Origin of the sequence: Saccharothrix obliqua, from assembly GCF_019375475.1 — a bacterium.
Lineage (GTDB): Bacteria > Actinomycetota > Actinomycetes > Mycobacteriales > Pseudonocardiaceae > Actinosynnema > Actinosynnema obliqua.
Genome location: NZ_JAHXGQ010000003.1, coordinates 240,013 through 260,043, shown reverse-complemented (window position 1 = coordinate 260,043; position 20,031 = coordinate 240,013). Strand labels below are relative to the sequence as shown.

3 protein-coding genes are annotated in these 20,031 nt (G+C 73.8%); all 3 read left to right on the top strand.

Annotated elements, in window-relative coordinates:
* The 3 genes from KZQ38_RS11120 to KZQ38_RS11110 are packed head-to-tail and all read left to right on the top strand — an operon-like array spanning position 1 to position 19,971.
* Complete coding sequence (locus KZQ38_RS11120) at positions 1 to 18,558, top strand: non-ribosomal peptide synthase/polyketide synthase (RefSeq protein ID WP_219440886.1); 18,558 nt, start codon at positions 1 to 3, stop codon at positions 18,556 to 18,558.
* The gene (locus KZQ38_RS11115) at positions 18,555 to 19,787 is read left to right on the top strand and encodes an MFS transporter (RefSeq protein WP_219440884.1); all 1,233 of its coding nucleotides are present in this window, start codon (positions 18,555 to 18,557) and stop codon (positions 19,785 to 19,787) included. The genes KZQ38_RS11120 and KZQ38_RS11115 overlap by 4 nt, the downstream gene beginning before the upstream one ends.
* Entirely contained in the window at positions 19,777 to 19,971 is a 195-nt protein-coding gene (locus KZQ38_RS11110; RefSeq protein WP_219440881.1) for an MbtH family protein, read from the top strand. Before KZQ38_RS11115 ends, KZQ38_RS11110 begins: the two co-directional genes overlap by 11 nt.
* Positions 19,972 to 20,031: the final 60 nt, after the last annotated feature.

The following is a 20,031-nucleotide window of genomic DNA, read 5'->3' as shown; positions in this document are numbered from 1 at the left end:
ATGACCACCTCCAAGGAAAGCCGCGCCTCCGCCCTGCCCGCCCACCTGCGTGAGCGCCTGCGGTCCCGGCTGGCGGGCCGGTCCGCGCCCGCCGACACCATCCCGCCCGCGCCGCGCACCGGACCGCTGCCGCTGTCCGCGGGCCAGCGGCGGTTGTGGTTCCTGCACCAGTTCCAGCCCGGCGACACCGAGTACAACAGCGCGCTCGCGTTGCGGCTGCGGGGCGCACCGGACCTGGACCGGCTGACCGCCGCGCTGCGGGAGCTGGTGGTGCGGCACGAGTCGCTGCGGACGGTGTTCCGCGAGGTCGACGGGCACCCGGAGCAGGTGGTGCGCGAGGACGTGGACCTGGCCGTCCCGGTGACCGACGTCGACGACCCGGCCCCCGTGCTGCGTGCCGAGGTGGAGCGGCCGTTCGACCTGGAGCGGGGACCGCTGTTCCGCGCGACCGTGCTGCGGGTCGCCGCGGACGACCACGTGCTGCTGCTGACCTCGCACCACATCGTTGTCGACGGCTGGTCGCTGGGCGTGCTGGTGGACGAGTTGGCCGCGCTCTACCGGGGCGAGGAGCTGCCACCGCCCGCGCTCCAGTACGCGGACTACGCCGTCTGGCAACGCGACCGGCCGGTCCGGCTGGACTACTGGCGCGAGCGGTTGGCCGGCGTGGTGCCGCTGGAGCTGCCCACCGACCGGCCGCGGCCCGCCGAGCGGACCACCGCGGGCGCGACGCACGAGTTCGCCGTGCCCGCGGCGCTCGCCTCCCGGCTGGCGGAACTGGCGCGCGCCAACGAGACCACCCTGTTCACGGCGCTGCTCGCGGCGTGCCAGGTGCTGCTCGCCCGGTACACCGGCCAGCACGACATCGCGCTGGGCACGGTGACCACGGGTCGCGGGCGGCCGGAGTTGCAGCGGCTGGTGGGCTTCTTCGTCGGCACCGTGGTCATCCGGTCCGATGTGGACACGTCGCGGTCGTTCGAGGAGCTGCTGGCGTCGACCAAGGCGGACGCCCTGGACGCGTTCGCGCACGACGACGTGCCGTTCGACCGGGTCGTGGAGGCCGTCGCGGCGCACCGCGACCCGAGCCGGTCGCCGTTGTTCGACGTGATGGTGGCGATGCAGAACGTCGGCCGCGGCCTGCCCGACCTGCCCGGCCTGGCGGTGGCCGAGCAGCCGCTCACGCGGCGGCGCGCCAACTTCGACCTGAGCGTAGACTTCACCGAGACCGACGACGGCATCCACACCCTGGTCGAGTACCGCACCGACCTGTTCGACGCGAGCACCGTCACGCGGTTCGGCAGGCACCTGCTGATCCTGCTGGCCCGCATGGTCGCCGAACCACGCCGCCCGGTGGCCGACGTGCCGCTGCTGCTCGGCGACGAACCGGACCCGCGCGGCCCGGTCCTGGACGTGCCGGGCACCACGTTCCCCGCCCTGTTCTCGGCCCAGGCGGCACGCACCCCGGACGCGACGGCCGTGGTGTGCGACGGCGAGCGGCTGACGTTCGCGGAGGTCGAGGCGCGGGCGAACCGCCTGGCGCACCGGCTGGTCGCGGACGGCGTGGGACCGGAGCAGGTGGTGGCGATCTCGCTGCCGCGCGGGGTGGACGCCGTGGTGGCGGTGCTGGGCGTGCTGAAGGCGGGTGGCGTCTACCTGCCGGTCGACCCCTCCCTTCCGGAGGCGCGCAAGGCGCACCTGATCGGTGATTCCGGCGCTGTTCGCGTGATCGACGGACCGGTGGACGTGTCCGGCATGTCCGACGCGCCGCCGGAGGGCGGCCCGCGGCCGGAGCACGCCGCGTACGTCATCTACACGTCCGGCTCGACCGGCAAGCCCAAGGGCGTGCTGGTCGAGCACCGGCAGCTCGCGAACCTGCTGCACAGCCACCGCGCCGGGTTCGCCGCGGGCCGGTTGCGGCTCGCGCTGACCGCGGTGTTCTCGTTCGACACGTCGTGGGAGGGCTTGGGGCTCATCGCGTTCGGTCACGAGCTGCACGTGCTGACCGACGAGGTGCGGCTGGAGCCCGACGCGCTCATCCGGTACGTGCGGGAGCACCGGATCGACTTCCTCGACCTCACCCCGTCCTACGTCGCGCAGCTCCTGCCCGCCGGGCTGCTCGACGGCGAGCACCGGCCGAAGTTCCTGATGCTGGGCGGCGAAGCGGTCGGCACGGCGCTGTGGCGGGAACTCGCCGCCGCGCCGGTCGAGGCGCACAACTTCTACGGCCCCACGGAGACCGCGGTCGACGCGTCCGCCACGCGGATCACCGGCGACCGGCCGGTCATCGGCCGCCCGCTGCCCAACCTCGCGCTGCACGTGCTGGACGAGAACCTGCGGCCGCAACCCGAGGGGGTCCCCGGCGAGCTGCACATCGCGGGCGCGCAGGTGGCTCGCGGTTACCTGAACCGGCCCGGCCTCACCGCGCAGCGCTTCCTGCCCGACCCGTTCGGCCCGCCCGGCAGCCGCATGTACCGCACCGGCGACCGCGTCCGCTGGGTCGGCGACCAGTTGGAGTACCTGGGCCGCACGGACGACCAGGTCAAGATCCGCGGGTTCCGGATCGAGCCCGGCGAGGTCGAGGCCGCGTTGCTCGCCCACCCGGACGTGCGTGCCGCCGCCGTGGTCGCGCGCACCGACCACGACCACCGGAGACTGGTCGGCTACGTGGTCGTGACCGCGCCGGTCGACCTGCGCGCGCACCTCAAGCGGCTGCTGCCGGACTACCAGGTCCCGGCGGCGTTCGTGGAGCTGGACCGCATCCCGCTGACGCCCAACGGGAAGCTCGACCGGGCCGCGCTGCCCGCGCCGACGCCCGCCGCGGCCGGCGGCGACCACACCGCGCCCACCACCGCGGCCGAAGCCGAGCTGGCCCGGATCTGGGCCGACGTGCTGGGTGCCGAGGAGGTGGGCGTGCACGACAACTTCTTCGCCCTGGGCGGCGATTCCATCCTCTCCATCCAGCTCGTGTCACGCGCGCGGCGGGCGGGTTTCCAGCTCACCTCCCGGGACGTGTTCCGGCACCAGACGGTGGCCGAACTCGCCGCCGCCGCCACGGCCACCGCGCCGGTCGCCGAGGCACCGCGCGCGATCACCGGCCCCGCGCCGCTGACGCCCATCCAGCGGTGGTTCTTCGCCGAGCACGGCCCGTTGGGGCACTACGCCATGACGTTGCTGGTGGAGCTGGAGCCGGGTGTCGACCCCGATCGCCTCGGGGCGGCCGTGCGGACCGTGGTCCGGCACCACGAGGCACTGCGCATGAGGTTCCGCCCGGACGGCGACCGCTGGGTCCAGGAACCCGTGGCGGCCGACGACGTGTTCCGCGTGGAGCCCGGCGTCGAGTCCGAAGTGGACGTCGAGGCACGCGTCCGGGCGGCCCGGGAGAGCCTGGACGTCACCGGTGGACCGGTGCTGCGCGCGGTGCTGTTCCCCGGGCGGCTGCTGCTCACGGCACACCACCTGGTGATGGACGGCGTGTCGTGGCGCATCCTGCTGGAGGACCTCGAGAAGGCGTACCGCGGCACGCCCCTGGAGCCGGTCGGCACGCCGTTCACGCAGTGGGCGCACCGGTTGGCCGAGCACGTCGCGTCCGGCGCGCTGGACGACGCGCTGCCCCACTGGCGCTCGCTGCCCGAACCCGCGGCGCTGCCGGTCGACCACCGGGGGCCGAACACGGAGTCCTCGGCACGCGTCGTGTCGGTGCGGCTCGACCGCGAAACCACCGACGCCCTGCTGCACCGGGTCCCGCCGGTCTACCGGACGCAGGTCAACGACGTGCTGCTGAGCGCGCTCGGCCGCGTCCTGGCGGAGTGGACGGGTCACGACACCGTGTCGGTCGCCCTGGAGGGTCACGGCCGCGAGGAGCTGTTCGACGTCGACCTGTCCCGCACGATCGGCTGGTTCACCACGCAGTTCCCCGTCGTGCTGGAGACCTCGCCGGACTGGGGTCGCACGCTCAAGACCGTCAAGGAAGCGCTGCGCGGCCTGCCGCACAAGGGGCTGAGCTTCGAGGCGCTGGACGTGGGCACGCCCCTGCCGGAGGTCTCCTTCAACTACCACGGCCGGTTCGAGGTCGCGGACGGCGGTTTCTACCGGGCACGCCACGAGGCCGCCGGCGCGGAGGTCGCGCCCGACCGGAACCGCACCCACCTGCTCGACATCACGGGTCTGGTCGAGCACGGCGAGTTGGAGCTGAGCTGGAGCTACTCGGCCAACGCGCACGACGAGGCGACGGTGCGGCGGCTCGCCGAGCGGATGCTCGCCGCGCTGCGCGAGGTCGTGGCGCACTGCGCGGCACCGGGTGCGGGTGGCTGGACGCCGTCGGACTTCCCGCTGGCCCGGCTCACCCAGGAGCAGGTGGACCGGATCGCCGGACCGGACGTGGAGGACGTCTACCGGCTCACGCCGTTGCAGGCGGGCATGGTCTTCCACAGCCTGGTCGAGCCCGGCGCGTACGTCGACCGGATGCGGCTGGTGCTGGACGGCGTCACCGACCCGGGCGCGTTGTTCGAGGCGTGGCAGCGGGTGGTGGACCGGACGCCGGTGCTGCGCAGCAGCATCGTGTGGGACGGCGTGGCGGAGCCGGTGCAGGTGGTGCACCGCGACGTCGTGCTGCCCACCGACGGCGAGCTGGACCTGGCCGTCGCACCGCTGCTCCGCGTCCGGGTCACACCGCTGACCGCGGACCGGGTGGAGCTGGTGTGGTCGTCGCACCACGCGGTCCTGGACGGCTGGAGCACCGGGCAGGTGTTCTCCGAGGTCCTGGAGCACTACCGCGCCATCACCGGCGGCCGACCGGCACACGTGCCCACCCGCCGACCGTTCCGCGACTACCTGCGCTGGCTCGCGGACCAGGACAGCGGCGAGGCGCACTGGCGGTCCGTGCTGTCCGATGTGGACGGACCGACCCCGCTGCCGTTCGACCGGCCGCCCACCGAGGCGCACCGGTCGGAGGCGTCCGAGGCGGTGCGGGTGAGCGTCGACCTCGGCGACGCGCCGCGCCGCGCGGGGTTGACGGTGAACACGGTGGTGCAGGGCGCGTGGGCACTGCTGCTGTCCCGCGTCTCCGGTGACCACGACGTCGTCTTCGGCACCACCGTCTCCGGCCGACCCGCCGAACTGCCCGGCGTCGAGGACATGGTCGGTATGCTCATCAACACCGTGCCCACCAGGGTTTCCGTCGACCCGACCGCACGGGTCGGCGAGTGGCTGCGTGCTCTCCAGGCGGCGCAGGGCGAAGCCCGCCGCCACGACCACACGTCGCTGGCGGACATCCAGTCCTGGGTGGGCGGTCGGCTGTTCGACAGCGTCGTGGTGTTCGAGAACTACCCGTTCGACCAGGCGGGCGGGGGTCCGCGCGTGGTGGAGGTGGACGCGGTCGACAACACGACCCTGCCGCTCGCCCTGACCGCGTCCGCGACCGACCGCCTGCACCTGGAGCTGGCCTACGACCCGGCCCTGTTCGACCGGGCCACCGCCGACCGGCTCGCCGGTTGGCTGCGCGACCTGGTGACCGCGATCACGCGGGACGGCGACGCCCGTGTCACCGACCTGCCGTGGCTCACGCCCGAAGAGGCCCACCGGGTGCTGGTCGAGTGGAGCCACACCGCGCTGGACGTGCCGGCGTCGTCGTACCCCGAGGTCTTCGCCGAGCAGGTCCGCCGCACGCCCGACGCGCCCGCCCTGGTGTTCCGCGCCGAGCGCCTGACGTTCCGCGAGCTGGACGCGCGGGCGAACCGCCTCGCGCACCACCTCCGCGCGCGGGGCGCGGGACCGGAGCGCGTGGTCGCGGTGCGGTTGCCGCGGTCGGTCGACGCCGTGGTGGCCGTGCTGGCGACGCTCAAGTCCGGTGCCGCGTACCTGCCGGTCGACCCGGAGCTGCCCGCCGAGCGCGTGGACTTCCTGCTGGCCGACGCCGCACCCGCGCTGGTCCTGGACGCCGTGCCGGACACGGCGGCCTTCCCGGACACCGCGCCCCCGGTGGCGTTGCGCCCCGAGCAGGCCGCCTACCTGATCTACACGTCCGGGTCGACCGGGCAGCCCAAGGGCGTGGTGGTCGAGCACCGGCAGCTCGCGCACCTGTTCCACGCCAACCGGCACGACCTGATGCGCGAGCCGTCGAGCTTCGCGGTCACCGCGACGTTCTCGTTCGACACCTCCTGGGAAGGGCTGCTGTTCCTGGCCGCGGGCAACGAGTTGCACGTCATCGACGACGAACTCCGCCTCGACCCGACCGGGCTCGTCCGCTACACCACCGAGCACTCCGTGGGGACCGTCGACCTCACGCCGTCGTTCGCCCACCGGGTGATCGAGGCGGGGCTGCTCGAATCCGGTGTGCGCCAGGTGGTCGTGGGCGGTGAGGCCGTCGACGCCGAGCTGTGGCGGCGGATCGCGGCCTCGCCGGTCACCGGTTTCAACTTCTACGGCCCCACGGAGACCACCGTCGACGCGGTGGCCACGCGGATCACCGGCGACCGCCCGCTCATCGGCCGCCCGCTGCCCAACGTCGCGGCGTACGTGCTCGACCGCGACCTGCGCCCGGTGCCGCCGGGTGTGGTGGGCGAGTTGTTCATCGCCGGGCCGCAGGTCGCGCGCGGCTACCTCGGGCGTCCCGGGCTCACCGCGCAGCGGTTCCTGCCCAACCCCTTCGGCGTGCCCGGCAGCCGCATGTACCGCACCGGCGACCGCGTCCGCTGGGTGGACGGCCGGCTGGACTACCTGGGCCGCGCCGACGACCAGGTCAAGCTCCGGGGTTTCCGGGTCGAGCCGGGCGAGGTGGCGGCGGCGTTGCGCGCGGTGCCGGGTGTGCGGGACGCCGTGGCCGTGGTGCGGCGCGGGCGGCTGGTCGGGTACGTGACCGGCACGCCCGAGCGGGACGCGCGGACCGCGCTCGCCGCCGTGCTGCCCGACTACCTGGTGCCCGCCGCCGTGGTGGAGCTGGCGGCGTTACCGCTGACGCCGAGCGGCAAGGTGGACCGCCGGGCGTTGCCGGAACCGGAGTTCACGGGCGGCTTCACCGAGCCGCGCACGGCGGCGGAGCGGACCGTCGCCGCCGTGTGGGCCGAAGTCCTGGGTGTCGAGCGCGTCGGCGCGGAGGACGACTTCTTCGCCCTGGGCGGCGATTCCATCCTCAGCATCGGCGTGACGTCCCGGCTGCGTGCCGCGTTCGGCGTGCAGCTCTCGCCACGCGAGGTCTTCCGCAACCCCACGGTGGCGGGGCTCGCCGCGGCGCTGGCCGCCGGGTCGGCGAGCGACACCATCCCGACCGTGCCGCGCGGGAGCACGCACCCGCAGTCACCCGCGCAACGCCGCCTGTGGTTCCTCGACCAGTTCGAGCCGGGTGGCGTCGACTACGTGACGTCGACCGCGCTGCGCCTGCGCGGCGCGCTGGACGTGGCCGCCCTGCGCCGCGCCGTGAACGGGCTCGTCGCCCGCCACGAGTCGCTGCGCACGACCTTCGACCAGGACGTGCAGGTCGTCCACGACCCGTTCACCCTCGCGCTGCCGGTGGAGGAGGTCGCCGAGGTCGCGGACGTGCTGCGGGAGGAGGCGCGGACGCCGTTCGACCTGCGGCGCGGGCCGCTGGTGCGTGCCCGGCTGGTGCGCCTGGCCGACGACGACCACGTGTTCGTCCTGACGCTGCACCACATCATCACGGACGGCTGGTCGGCCGGTGTGCTGGCGCGTGACCTCGGCGCGCTGTACGCGGGCCGGGAGCTGCCGCCGCTCGCCGTGCAGTACCTCGACCACGCGGCGTGGCAGGGCGAACCGCCCGCGACGTACTGGGCCGAGCGGCTGGCCGGCACGCCGCCGCTGGAGCTGCCCACCGACCGGCCCCGGCCCGCCGTGCGCACCGGCGCGGGCGCGGTGCACCCGTTCCGCGTGCCGGACGACGTGGCGGCGGCCGTGCGGCGGCTCGCGCGGCGCCGGGGCGACACCCTGTTCACCACGCTGGTCGCGGCCTGCCAGGCGTTGCTGGCCCGCTACACGGGGCAGGACGACATCGCCGTGGGCACCGCCGTGTCCGGGCGGGGCCGGGCGGAGCTGGACGACGTGGTCGGGTTGTTCGTCAACACCCTCGTGCTGCGGTCGAGCGTCGACACCAGGCGCCCGTTCGGCGACTTCCTGGGCGACGTCCGGACCACCGTGCTGGACGGGTTCGCCCACCAGGACGTGCCGTTCGAGCGCGTCGTGGAGGCGGTGCGGCCCGAGCGCGACCCCAGCCGCAACGCGTTGTTCGACGTGATGGTGCTGGTGCAGAACGCGGGCACCGCGCTGCCGGAGCTGTCCGGCCTGCGGGTCGAGGAGCTGTCACTGCCGCTGTCCACGGCGACCTGCGACCTGACGTTCGAGTTCGGGGAGGCCGACGGCGCGCTGCTCGGCGCGATCGAGTACAGCACCGACCTGTTCGACGCCGCGACGGTGGACCGCGTGGCGCGGCACCTGGTGGCGTTGCTGGCGGGCGTCGCCGCCGACCCCGACCGGCCGATGGCGGAGATACCGCTGGCGCTGGGCGACGAACCCGACCCGCGCGGGCGGCGGCTCGACGTGCCGGCCACGACGTTCCCCGCGTTGTTCGAGGCGCGGGCGGCGCGGACGCCCGACGCGACCGCGCTCGTCCACGGCGACGTCCGGCTGACGTACGCGGAGGTCGACGCACGCGCGAACCGGCTGGCGCACCACCTGGTCGCGCGCGGGGCGGCGCCGGAGCGGGTCGTCGCGGTGCGGCTGCTCCGCTCCGCGGACGTGGTGGTGGCGATCCTGGCCGTGCACAAGGCGGGCGGCACCTACCTGCCGATCGACCGGGACCTGCCCGCCGAGCGCGTGGAGTTCCTGCTGCGGGACGCGCGACCCGAGGTGGTGCTGGACGAGTGGCCGGACCTGCGTGGTTACCCGGACACGCGGCCTGACGTGGTGGTGCGGCCGGACCACGCCGCCTACGTCATCCACACCTCGGGTTCGACCGGCACGCCGAAGGGCGTCGTGGTCGAGCACCGGCAGCTGGTCAACCTGCTGCACAGCCACCGCGCCGACTTCGCGACCACACCGCTGAAGGTGGCGCTGTCGGCCGTGTTCTCCTTCGACACGTCGTGGGAGGGGCCGCTGCTCATGGCGGACGGGCACGAGTTGCACGTCCTGCCGGACGACGTTCGGCTGGAGCCGGCCGCGCTGGTGGCGTACGTGCGGGAGCACCGGATCGACTTCCTCGACCTGACCCCGTCCTACGTCGCGCAGCTCCTGCCCGCCGGGCTGCTCGACGGCGAGCACGTGCCACGCGTCCTGATGCTGGGCGGCGAAGCGCTGCCCGGCGAGCTGTGGCGGCGGCTCGCCGGGTCCCGCACGCGGGCTTACAACTTCTACGGCCCGACCGAGACCACGGTGGACGCCGTGTCCACGCCGGTGACCGGTGAGCGGCCGGTCATCGGGCGACCGCTGGGCAACCTCGTGGCCCACGTGCTGGACGACAACCTCCAGCCCGTGCCGAACGGCGCGCCCGGCGGGCTGTTCATCGCCGGGCCGCAGGTGGCGCGCGGCTACCTCGGGCGTCCCGGGCTCACCGCGCAGCGGTTCCTGCCCGACCCCTTCGGCCCGCCCGGCAGCCGCATGTACCGCACCGGCGACCGCGTCCGCTGGGTCGGCGACCAGCTCGACTACCTCGGTCGGGACGACGACCAGGTCAAGGTCCGCGGGTTCCGGGTCGAGCCGGGCGAGGTGGAGGCCGCGTTGCTGCGGCACCCCGACGTCGCGCAGGCCGTGGTCGTGGCGCGGGAGCACCGCGGCCACCAGCGGCTGGTGGCCTACACCGCGGGTGGCGCGACGGACCTCGGCGCGTGGCTCAAGCAGCGGCTGCCCGAGTACCTGGTGCCCTCCGCCTTCGTGGCGCTCGACGCCGTCCCCATGACGCCGAGCGGCAAGGTGGACCGGCGGGCGCTGCCGGAGCCGGTGTTCACCGACGCGGGCTACGTGCCGCCCGCGCCCGGCGCGGCCACCGAGCTGGCGGCGATCTGGGCCGACGTGCTGGGCGTGCCGCGGGTCGGCGCGCGGGACGACTTCTTCGCGCTCGGCGGCGATTCCATCCTCTCCATGCAGGTCGTGTCGCGGGCCCGGCAGGCGGGTCTCCGGTTGACCTCCAAGGACGTCTTCCTCCGCCCGACCGTGGGCGAGCTGGCGTTGGCCGTGACCGAGGAGACCGGCTCCGCACGCGAGTCGTTCACCGGACCGGCACCGCTGACCCCGGTCCAGCGCTGGTTCTTCGCCGAGCACGGGCCGCTGGCGCACTTCACCATGTCGGTGTTCACCGACCTGGACCCGGTGGACGTGCCGCGGCTGCGCGCGGCGCTGCACCGCGTCGTCGCGCACCACGACGCGCTGCGGAGCCGCTTCACGGAGGTCGACGGCCAGTGGCGGCAGGAGGTGGCCGAGACCGTCGACGACGTGCTGCACCTCGCGGCCACGACGGACCACGCGGCCGAGGCCGACCGGGCACGGGCCGCGCTGGACCTGCGGCACGGCCCGTTGTTCCGGGCCGTGTTGTTCCCGGACGGCAAGCTGTTCCTGACCGCGCACCACCTCGTGGTGGACGCGGTGTCGTGGCGGATCGTCCTGGAGGACCTGCACACCGCGTACCGGGGCGGCGACCTCGCGCCCAGGACGACGGCGTTCACCGAGTGGGCGCACCGCTTGGACGCCCACGTGCGTGCCGGGGCGTTCGACGCGTCGCTGCCGCACTGGGCGGCGATCCCCACCGACGAACCCGTGCCCACCACGGCGGGCAGCGCGCGCAGCGTCACCGTCCGGCTCGGGCGGGACGAGACGGACGCGTTGCTGCACCGGGTGCCCGACGCCTACCGGACGCGGATCAACGACGTGCTGCTGACCGCGTTGACGGCGGCGTTCGCCGGACGGGCGCTGATCACGCTCGAGGGCCACGGGCGGGAGGAGCTGTTCGACGTCGACCTGTCCCGCACGGTCGGCTGGTTCACCGCCCAGTTCCCGGTGGAGCTGGAGATACCGGCCGGTGACTGGGGTGCGGCGCTCAAGGCGGTCAAGGAGCGGCTGCGCGCGGTGCCGGACCGGGGGCTCGGCTACGAGGCCCTGCGGTACTCCGGGCGTGGTCTGGACGGGCGGCTGCCCCGCGTGTGCTTCAACTACCTGGGCCGGTTCGACGGGTCGTTCGCGGACGGCGAGCACGGCCGGGAGGTGCCCGACGACCTGAACCGGCCGCACCTGCTGGACATCACGGCCGCGGTGGCGGGCGGCGAGCTGACCCTGGACTGGGAGTTCTCGACGCAGGCCCACGACGAGGACGCCGTGCGCGCGCTCGCCGACCGGATGCTGGACGCGCTGCGGGAGATCGTGGCGCACTGCGCGTCGCCCGACGCGTGGGGGCGCACGCCGTCGGACTTCCCGCTGGCCCGACTCACCCAGGAGCAGGTCGACCGGATCGCCGGGCCCGACGTCGAGGACATCCACCCGTTGACGCCGTTGCAGGCGGGCATGGTGTTCCACAGCCTCGTGGACGACAGCACGGCGTACTTCAACCAACTCCGCGTCCGCCTGTCCGATGTGGACTCGCCGGAGCGGTTGGCGGAGGCGTGGCAGCGGGTCGTGGACCGCACGCCGGTCCTGCGCTCCGCCGTCGTCTGGGAAGGCGTGGACGAGCCGTTGCAGGTCGTGCACCGCCACGTCGTGGTGCCGGTGGAGTTCGCGCCCGTCACCGACGAGCTGGTGGCACGCGACGCGCACGCGGGCCTGGACCTCACCCGCGCGCCGCTGATGCGCCTGGTCGTCGGACGGGTGTCGGAGCACGAGGTCGACCTGCTGTGGACCTCGCACCACCTGCTGCTGGACGGTTGGAGCACGGCGCAGGTGTTCGGCGAGGTGCTGGCGGAGTACGCCGGTGCCGCGCCGGTGGTCCGGCGGCCGTTCCGCGACTACCTGGAGTGGCTGGCGGGTCAGGACCCGGCCGCCGCCGAGGAGCACTGGCGTGGCGTGCTGCGCGGGTTCGACACGCCCACCGCCCTGCCCTACGACCGGCCGCCCACCGACGCGCACCGCGCCGAGTCGTCGGCCCAACTCGCGTTCGACCTGCCGGCACCGCCGTTGGCGGAGGTCGCGCGGGCACACGGCTTGACGGTGAACACGCTGGTGCAGGGCGCGTGGGCACTGCTGCTGTCCCGCGTCTCCGGTGATCGCGACGTCGTCTTCGGCACCACCGTCTCCGGCCGACCCGCCGAACTGCCCGGCGTCGAGGACATGGTTGGCATGTTCATCAACACCGTGCCGACCAGGGTCGCGGTGGACGCGCGGGACGAGGTCCTGCCGTGGCTGCGGCGGTTGCAGGAGGCGCAGACCGAGTCCCGCCGGTTCGACTTCGTGTCGCTGGCGGACATCCAGTCCTGGGCCGGTGGCCGGTTGTTCGACAGTCTCCTGGCGTTCGAGAACTACCCGGTGGAGGCGACCGCCGACGGCGCGCCGCGGGTCGGCGAGGTGGACGGGTTGGACACCACCACGTTCCCGCTCACCATCCGGGCGCACGCGGACGACGCGCTGCACGTCGAACTCACCTACGACCCGAGGCTGTTCGACCGCGGCACGATCGAGCGCCTGGGCGACTGGTTGAGCCGCCTGCTCGCCGCGTTGGGCGACGACCCGCAGCGCACGGTGGGTGAACTGCCGTGGCTCTCGGAGCAGGAACGCCGGCAGGTGCTGGTGGACTGGAACGGCAAGGGCACCAGCGATCCGGACACCACCATCCCGCGGCGCTTCGCGGAACAGGCCGCCCGCACCCCCGACGCCGTGGCCGTCACCTTCGAGGGCACCGCGCTGACCTACCGGGAGCTGGACGAGCGGGCGAACCGGTTGGCACACCACCTGATCGCGGCAGGCGCGGAACCCGAACGCCTGGTGGCGCTGCGGTTCCCCCGGTCGCTGGACATGGTCGTCGCGGTGCTGGGCGTGCTCAAGTCCGGCGCGGCCTACCTGCCGATCGACCCGGCGTACCCGGCCGACCGCGTTCGCGGCATGGTGGACGACGCACGGCCGGTGCTGGTCCTGGACGCGCTGCCCGACCTGGCCGGGCTGCCCGCCACCACGCCGGAAACCACGCTGCTGCCGGAGAACCCGGCGTACGTGATCTACACGTCCGGCTCCACCGGCAAGCCCAAGGGCGTCGTCGTCCCGCACGCCAACGTGATCCGGCTGTTCACCTCGACGGAGCACTGGTTCCGGTTCTCCCCCGACGACGTGTGGACGCTGTTCCACAGCTACGCCTTCGACTTCTCCGTCTGGGAACTCTGGGGACCACTCCTGCACGGCGGCCGACTCGTCGTCGTCCCGTTCGACGTGTCCCGGTCACCGCACGAGTTCGCCCGGCTGGTGCGCGAGGAAGGCGTCACCGTCCTCAGCCAGACGCCCTCGGCGTTCTACCAGCTCATCCCCGAACAGCCCGACGCGCGCCACGTCGTCTTCGGTGGCGAAGCCCTCGACCTGGACAAGATCGCGGACTACCGGGGCAACGCCGCGCTGATCAACATGTACGGCATCACCGAGACCACCGTCCACGTCACCCACACCACCGCCGACGGCACCATCGGCCAACCCATCCCCGACCTCCGCGTCTACGTGCTGGACGACGACCTCCAACCCGTCCCACCCGGCATTACCGGCGAGATGTACGTCGCCGGACCCGGCCTCGCCCGCGGCTACCTCGACCGACCCGGCCTCACCGCATCCCGGTTCATCGCGAACCCCTTCGGCGAACCCGGTTCCCGGCTGTACCGGACCGGCGACCTGGCGCGGTGGTCGGACGGCGCCCTGCACTACCTCGGCCGGGCCGACCAGCAGGTGAAGATCCGCGGGTTCCGCGTCGAACTCGGCGAGATCGAGGCGGTGCTCGCCGCCGTGCCCGCCGTGCGGCAGGCGGTCGCGGTGGTGCGGGAGGACCGGCTGGTGGCCTACGTGGTGGCGGCGGAGCCCGTGCCGGTGGCCGAGCTGCGTGACCACGCCACGCGGTCGTTGCCCGACCACATGGTGCCCACCGCCTACGTCGTGCTGGATCGGTTGCCGCTCAACGCCAACGGCAAGCTGGACCGCGCCGCGCTGCCCGCGCCCGAGCGGGACGCGTCGGTCGGCGCGGGTTACGTCGCGCCGCGCACCGAGGCCGAACGGCTGGTCGCGGGCGTCTGGGCGGACGTGCTGGGCCTGGCGCGGGTCGGCGCGGAGGACAACTTCTTCGCGCTGGGCGGTGATTCCATCCTCAGCGTCCGGGTGGCGTCCCGGCTGCGGGAGGCGTTCGACGTCTCGCCGCGCGCCTTGTTCGACCACCCCACGGTCGAGCGGCTGGCGGCGGCGCTGACGGGCGGGGCGCTCGACCCGATCCCCCGCGCGACCGGCGAACCGGAGCTGTCGTTCGCGCAGCAGCGGCTGTGGTTCCTCGACCAGTTCTCCCCCGGTGGCACGGAGTACGTGACGCCGTTCGCGGTGCGGTTGCGCGGCGGGTTGGACGTGCCGCGGCTGGAAGGGGCGTTGACCGCGCTGGTGGCCCGGCACGAGTCGTTGCGCACCACGTTCCCGGCCGCGGACGGCCTGCCGGTGGCGGTGGTGCACCCGCCGCACCCGGTGCGCCTGCCGGTGCTGGACGAGCTGCCCCCGATCGAGCCGTTCGACCTCGGCGCGGGGCCGCTGTTCCGGCCCGCGCTGGTGCGCACCGGACCGGACGAGCACGTGTTGGCGCTGACCATGCACCACATCGTCACCGACGGCTGGTCCGGCGGCGTCCTGCTGGGCGACCTGGCGGAGCTGTACGCGGGTCGCGACCTGCCGGACCCGCCGGTGCGGTACGCGGACTTCGCCGCGTGGCAGCGGACCCGGCCGTTGGACGCGCAGCTCGACTACTGGCGCGACCAGCTCGCGGGTGTGCCCGCGCTGGAGCTGCCCACCGACCGGCCGCGACCGCCCGTGCACACCAACGCGGGCGCGCAACTGGAGTTCGCGGTGCCGCCGCACGTCGCGGAGGCGTTGCGGGCCATCGCCCGCGGTTCGGACAGCACGTTGTTCATGGCGTTGGTCGCGGCGTGCCAGGTGTTGTTCCACCGCTGGTCGGGGCAGGACGACTTCGCCGTGGGCACGGTGGCGGCCGGCCGCGAGCGGCCGGAGCTGGAGCGGGTCGTCGGCTTGTTCGTCAACACCCTGGCGCTGCGTGCCCGCGTCGACCCGGGTGCCACCTTCGGCGAGCTGCTGGGCCGGGTCCGGTCCACCGTGCTCGACGCCTTCGCGCACCAGGACGTGCCGTTCGAGCGCGTGGTCGACGCCGTGCAGCCGGATCGCGACACCAGCCGGACCCCGCTGTTCCAGGCGGTGGTGGCGTTGCAGAACGCACCGCGGGCACCCGGTTTCGCCGACCTCGCGGCGACGGACGTCGACCAGCCGGTGGTGTCCACCGGATTCGACGTCACGGTGGAGTTCACCGAGCTGCCGGACGGCGGTCTCGCGGGTTCCGTGGAGTACAACACCGACCTGTTCGACGTGGAGACCGCGCGTCGGCTCGCCACGCACCTCACCACCCTGCTGGACGGCATCGCGGCGGACCACGACCGCCCGCTGTGGAGCCTGCCGGTGCTGCCGGCGGAGGAGCACGCCGAGCTGGCGCGGTTCGGCGACGGCGGCGCGCCCGCGCCGTTCGCCACGTTCGCCGAGCTGTTCGAGGCGCAGGCCGCCCGCACGCCGGACGCGCCCGCGCTGACCGGCGAGGCGGAGCTGACCTACGCGGGGCTCAACGCGGCGGCCAACCGCCTGGCGCACCACCTGATCGCGCTCGGCGCGGGACCGGAGCGGGTGGTGGCGGTGCGGCTGCCGCGGTCGGCCGACCTGGTGATCGCCGAGATCGCGGTGCTCAAGGCGGGCGCGGCGTTCCTGCCGGTCGACCCGGCGTACCCGGCGGAGCGGATCGCGTTCATGCTCGACGACGCCGACCCGCTGGTGGTGCTGGACGGGCCGGTGGACACCGCCGGCCAACCGGACACCGACCCGCGCGTGCCCGTGCACCCGGACTCGCCCGCCTACGTCATCTACACGTCCGGTTCCACCGGGCGGCCCAAGGGTGTCGTGGTGACCCACCGGGGCATCGCGACGTTCTCGGCGGCGGAGATCACGCACCTCGACGTGCGGCCGGGCGACCGGGTCCTGGAGTTCTCGTCGCCCAGCTTCGACGCCTCCGTGCTGGAGCTGTGCATGGCGTTGCCGGCGGGCGCGGCGCTCGTCGTGCCGCCACCGGGACCGCTGCTCGGCGACCAGCTCGCCGACGTGCTGGCCCGCCACCGCGTGACGCACGCCCTGATCCCGCCGGTCGCGCTGGCCACCCTGCCGGACGTGGCGCTGCCGGAGTTCCGGACCCTGGTGGTGGGTGGCGACGCGTGCCCGGCGGACCTGGTGGCGCGGTGGGCGCCGGGCAGGCGGATGGTCAACGCCTACGGACCCACGGAATCCACCGTGGTGACGAGCTGGAGCGGGCCGCTGAGCCCCGGCGGCACGCCGCCGATCGGCCGCCCGATCCCCGGCACCCGCGCGCACGTGCTGGACGCCGAGCTGCGACCGACGCCGATCGGCGTGCCGGGCGAGCTGTACGTGTCCGGTGTCGGCCTCGCACGCGGCTACCTCGACCGCCCCGGCCTGACCGCGTCGCGGTTCCTCGCCGACCCGTTCGGCGGCGGCCGGATGTACCGGACCGGCGACGTGGTGCGCTGGAACCGCTCGGGCGAGCTGGAGTTCATCGGTCGTGCCGACGAGCAGGTGAAGATCCGCGGTTTCCGGATCGAGCTGGGCGAGGTGGAGACCGCCCTGCTGCGGCACCCGGAGGTGCGGGAGGCCGTCGTGGTGGCGCGTGCCGACGCGGCCGGGCACAAGCGGCTCGTCGCGTACGTCGTGGGCGGGACCGCGGAGCTGCGGGACTTCCTCGGCGAGTCGTTGCCGGACTACCTGGTGCCGTCGTTGTTCGTGCCGGTGGACGCGCTGCCCATGAGCCCGAACGGCAAGGTGGACCGGGCGAAGCTGCCCGAGCCCGACTTCACGTCCCTGGCGCCGGGCGAGCACGTGCCGCCGTCCGGGCCGGTGGAGGAAGCGCTCGCCGCCGTCTGGGCGGACGTCCTCGGCGTGCCGCTGGTCGGCGCGACGGACAACTTCTTCGGCCTGGGCGGGGATTCCATCCTCTCCATGCAGGTCGTGTCGCGGGCGCGGCAGGCCGGGTTGCGGTTCACCACCAAGGACCTGTTCCTGCACCAGACCGTCGCGCGGCTCGCGACGGCGGTGCGGGTCGAGCACGACACCGGGAACCGGTCGGCGGTGACCGGCGACGTGCCGCTCACCCCGATCCAGCACTGGTTCCTGCACTCCGGGCGGCGCAACCCGCACCACTTCAACCAGTCGCACTTCGTGGCGCTCGATCCGGCCGTGGACGTCGCCAGGTTGCGCAATGCGCTCAGCGCGCTGCTCGTGCAGCACGACGCGCTGCGGATGCGGTTCACCGAGGTCGACGGCGAGTGGCGGCAGGAGAACGCGGACGTCGCCGACGTCGACGTGCTCACCGTGCTGTCCGAAGTGGACGACGTGGAGGCGGTGGCGGACCGGGTGCACGCCGGGTTCGACCTGACCACCGGACCGCTGCTGCGGGCCGTGCTCTTCCAGGGCGAGCAGCCGCTGCTGCTCCTGGTGGCGCACCACCTGGTGGTGGACGGCGTGTCGTGGCGCATCCTGCTGGACGACCTGGAAACCGCCTACGGCGGCGGTGACCTCGGCGCCAAGACCACGTCGTTCCAGGAGTGGGCGCGGCGACTGGCCGACCACGCGGCGGACGGCGGGTTCGACGGGGAGGTGGCGTACTGGGACAAGCCGGTGCCACCGGGTCCCCGGGCGTCCGCGCCCGGCGAGGTGGAGACCGTCGAGCTGTCCGAGGCCGACACCGAGGCGTTGCTGCGCGGCGCGCCCGCCGCCTACCGGACGCGCGTCAACGACGTGTTGCTGGCGGCGCTGGCGTGGGCGCTGGCGCGGTGGACGGGCTCGCCCACCGTGTCGGTGGACCTGGAGGGCCACGGCCGCGAGGACCTGTTCGACGGCGTGGACCTGTCCCGCACGGTCGGCTGGTTCACCACGGTGTTCCCGGTGGAGCTGACCGTGCCGGACGGCGACTGGCGGTCGCGGGTGAAGGCGGTGCGCAGGCAGCTCCGGTCGGTGCCCGGCAACGGGATCGGCTACGGCGCGCTGCGGCAGCACGGCCGGTTGCGTGCCGGCGGCGTGCCCGCGGTGGCGTTCAACTACCTGGGCCAGTTCGACACCGGATCGGCCGAGGAGGGCCTGTACCGGGCGGTGCTGCCGTCCGTCGGGCGCGAGCACGACCCCGCCGACCAGGGCGACCACCTGGTGGACGTGGTCGGCGAGGCGGGTGGCGGGCGACTCGGCTTCTCCTGGTACTACCACCCGGACGTGCACTCGCCGGACGAGGTGCGCCGGGTCGTCGCCGACTTCGCGTCCGCGCTGCGCGCGATCGCCGAGGACTGCCGGGGTGCGGTGTGACCACCTCGTTGGCGCGCAACCGGAACTACACGCTGCTGTGGGGCGGGCAGGCGCTCGCCGAGGTCGGCTTCTCGGCGACGCTCATCGCGTTCCCGCTGCTGGTGCTGGCGATCACCGGCTCGCCCGCGGCGTCCGGTCTGGTGCTCGCGGTCGACGCGACGGCGCAGCTGGTGGCCGGTGTGCCCGCCGGCGCGCTGGTCGACCGCCTGGACCGGCGGCGGATCATGCTGGCGTGCGAGGCCGCGCAGGCGGTCGCGTTGGCGTCGCTGGTCGTGGCGCTGCTCGGGGGCGTGGCGGCGGTGTGGCACATGGTGCTGGTGGCGGCGGTGCTCGGCGTGTGCCGGGCGTTGTTCGAACCGGCCGAGGACGCGTGCCTGCCCCGGCTCGTGCCGGACGACCAGCTCGCGACGGCGGTCGCGATGAACGCCGCCCGGTCGTCGCTGGGCCAGATGGCGGGCACCGCGCTCGGCGGCGCCCTGTTCGCGGTGGCCCGCTTCCTGCCGTTCCTGCTCGACCTGATCACCCATTGCCTCGCGTTCGTGGCGTTGGTGTTCCTCCGCGTGCCGCCGCGGGAACCCGTGACGCAGCGGCGGCACTTCGTCCGCGAGATGGGCGACGGGTTGAGGTGGGTGTGGCAACGGCGGGAAATCCGGGTGACGGCGTTCTGCGCGGTGGTGCTCAACCTGTTCTTCACCGCGTTCTACCTGGTGGTCATCGTGCTGGCGGAGGCACGCGGGGTGTCCTCCGGCGCGATCGGCGTGATGGCCGCGATGCTGGGTGTCGGCGGTGTGCTGGGCGCGCTCGTCGCGCCCCGGCTGCACCGCGCGCTGGGGTCCTACCTGTCGATCGCGTCCGTCTTCTGGGTGCTGACCGCCCTCACCCCGGTCGCGTACTTCGTCTCGGACGGCTACGTGATGGGTGGGTTGTTCGCACTGATGACGTTTTTGGCGCCGACCGCGAACACCACGATCTCGACGCACCAACTGCTGTTGACGCCGGATTCCCTGCGGGGTCGGTTGAGCGGTGTGCTGTCGGTCGTGGTGGGCGCGGCGGGCGCGCTGGGACCCGCCCTGGGCGGGTTGCTCACGGAGTTCCTGGCCGCGGACCGGGCCGTCCTGGTCTGCGCGGTCGGGATCGCGTTGGTCACCGCGTTCGTGACGGTCAGCCCGACGTTGCGGCGCTACTCGGAATCCGCTGAACGGGAAGGTGTTGTTTCGGATGAGGTCTGACATCGCGTACCAGGTGCTGGTCAACGACGAGGGCCAGTTCTCGCTGTGGCCCGCGCACCAGCCCGCGCCCGCCGGCTGGGTCCCGGACGGCAAGACCGGCACCCTGGAGGAGTGCTCCGCGCACGTCGACGAGGTGTGGACCGACATGCGGCCCAAGTCCCTGCGGGACGCGATGGCCGGCTGAGCCGGACGAGGCGTGGACCGACACGCGACCCGAATCGCTGCGGGACGCGATGACCGGGCC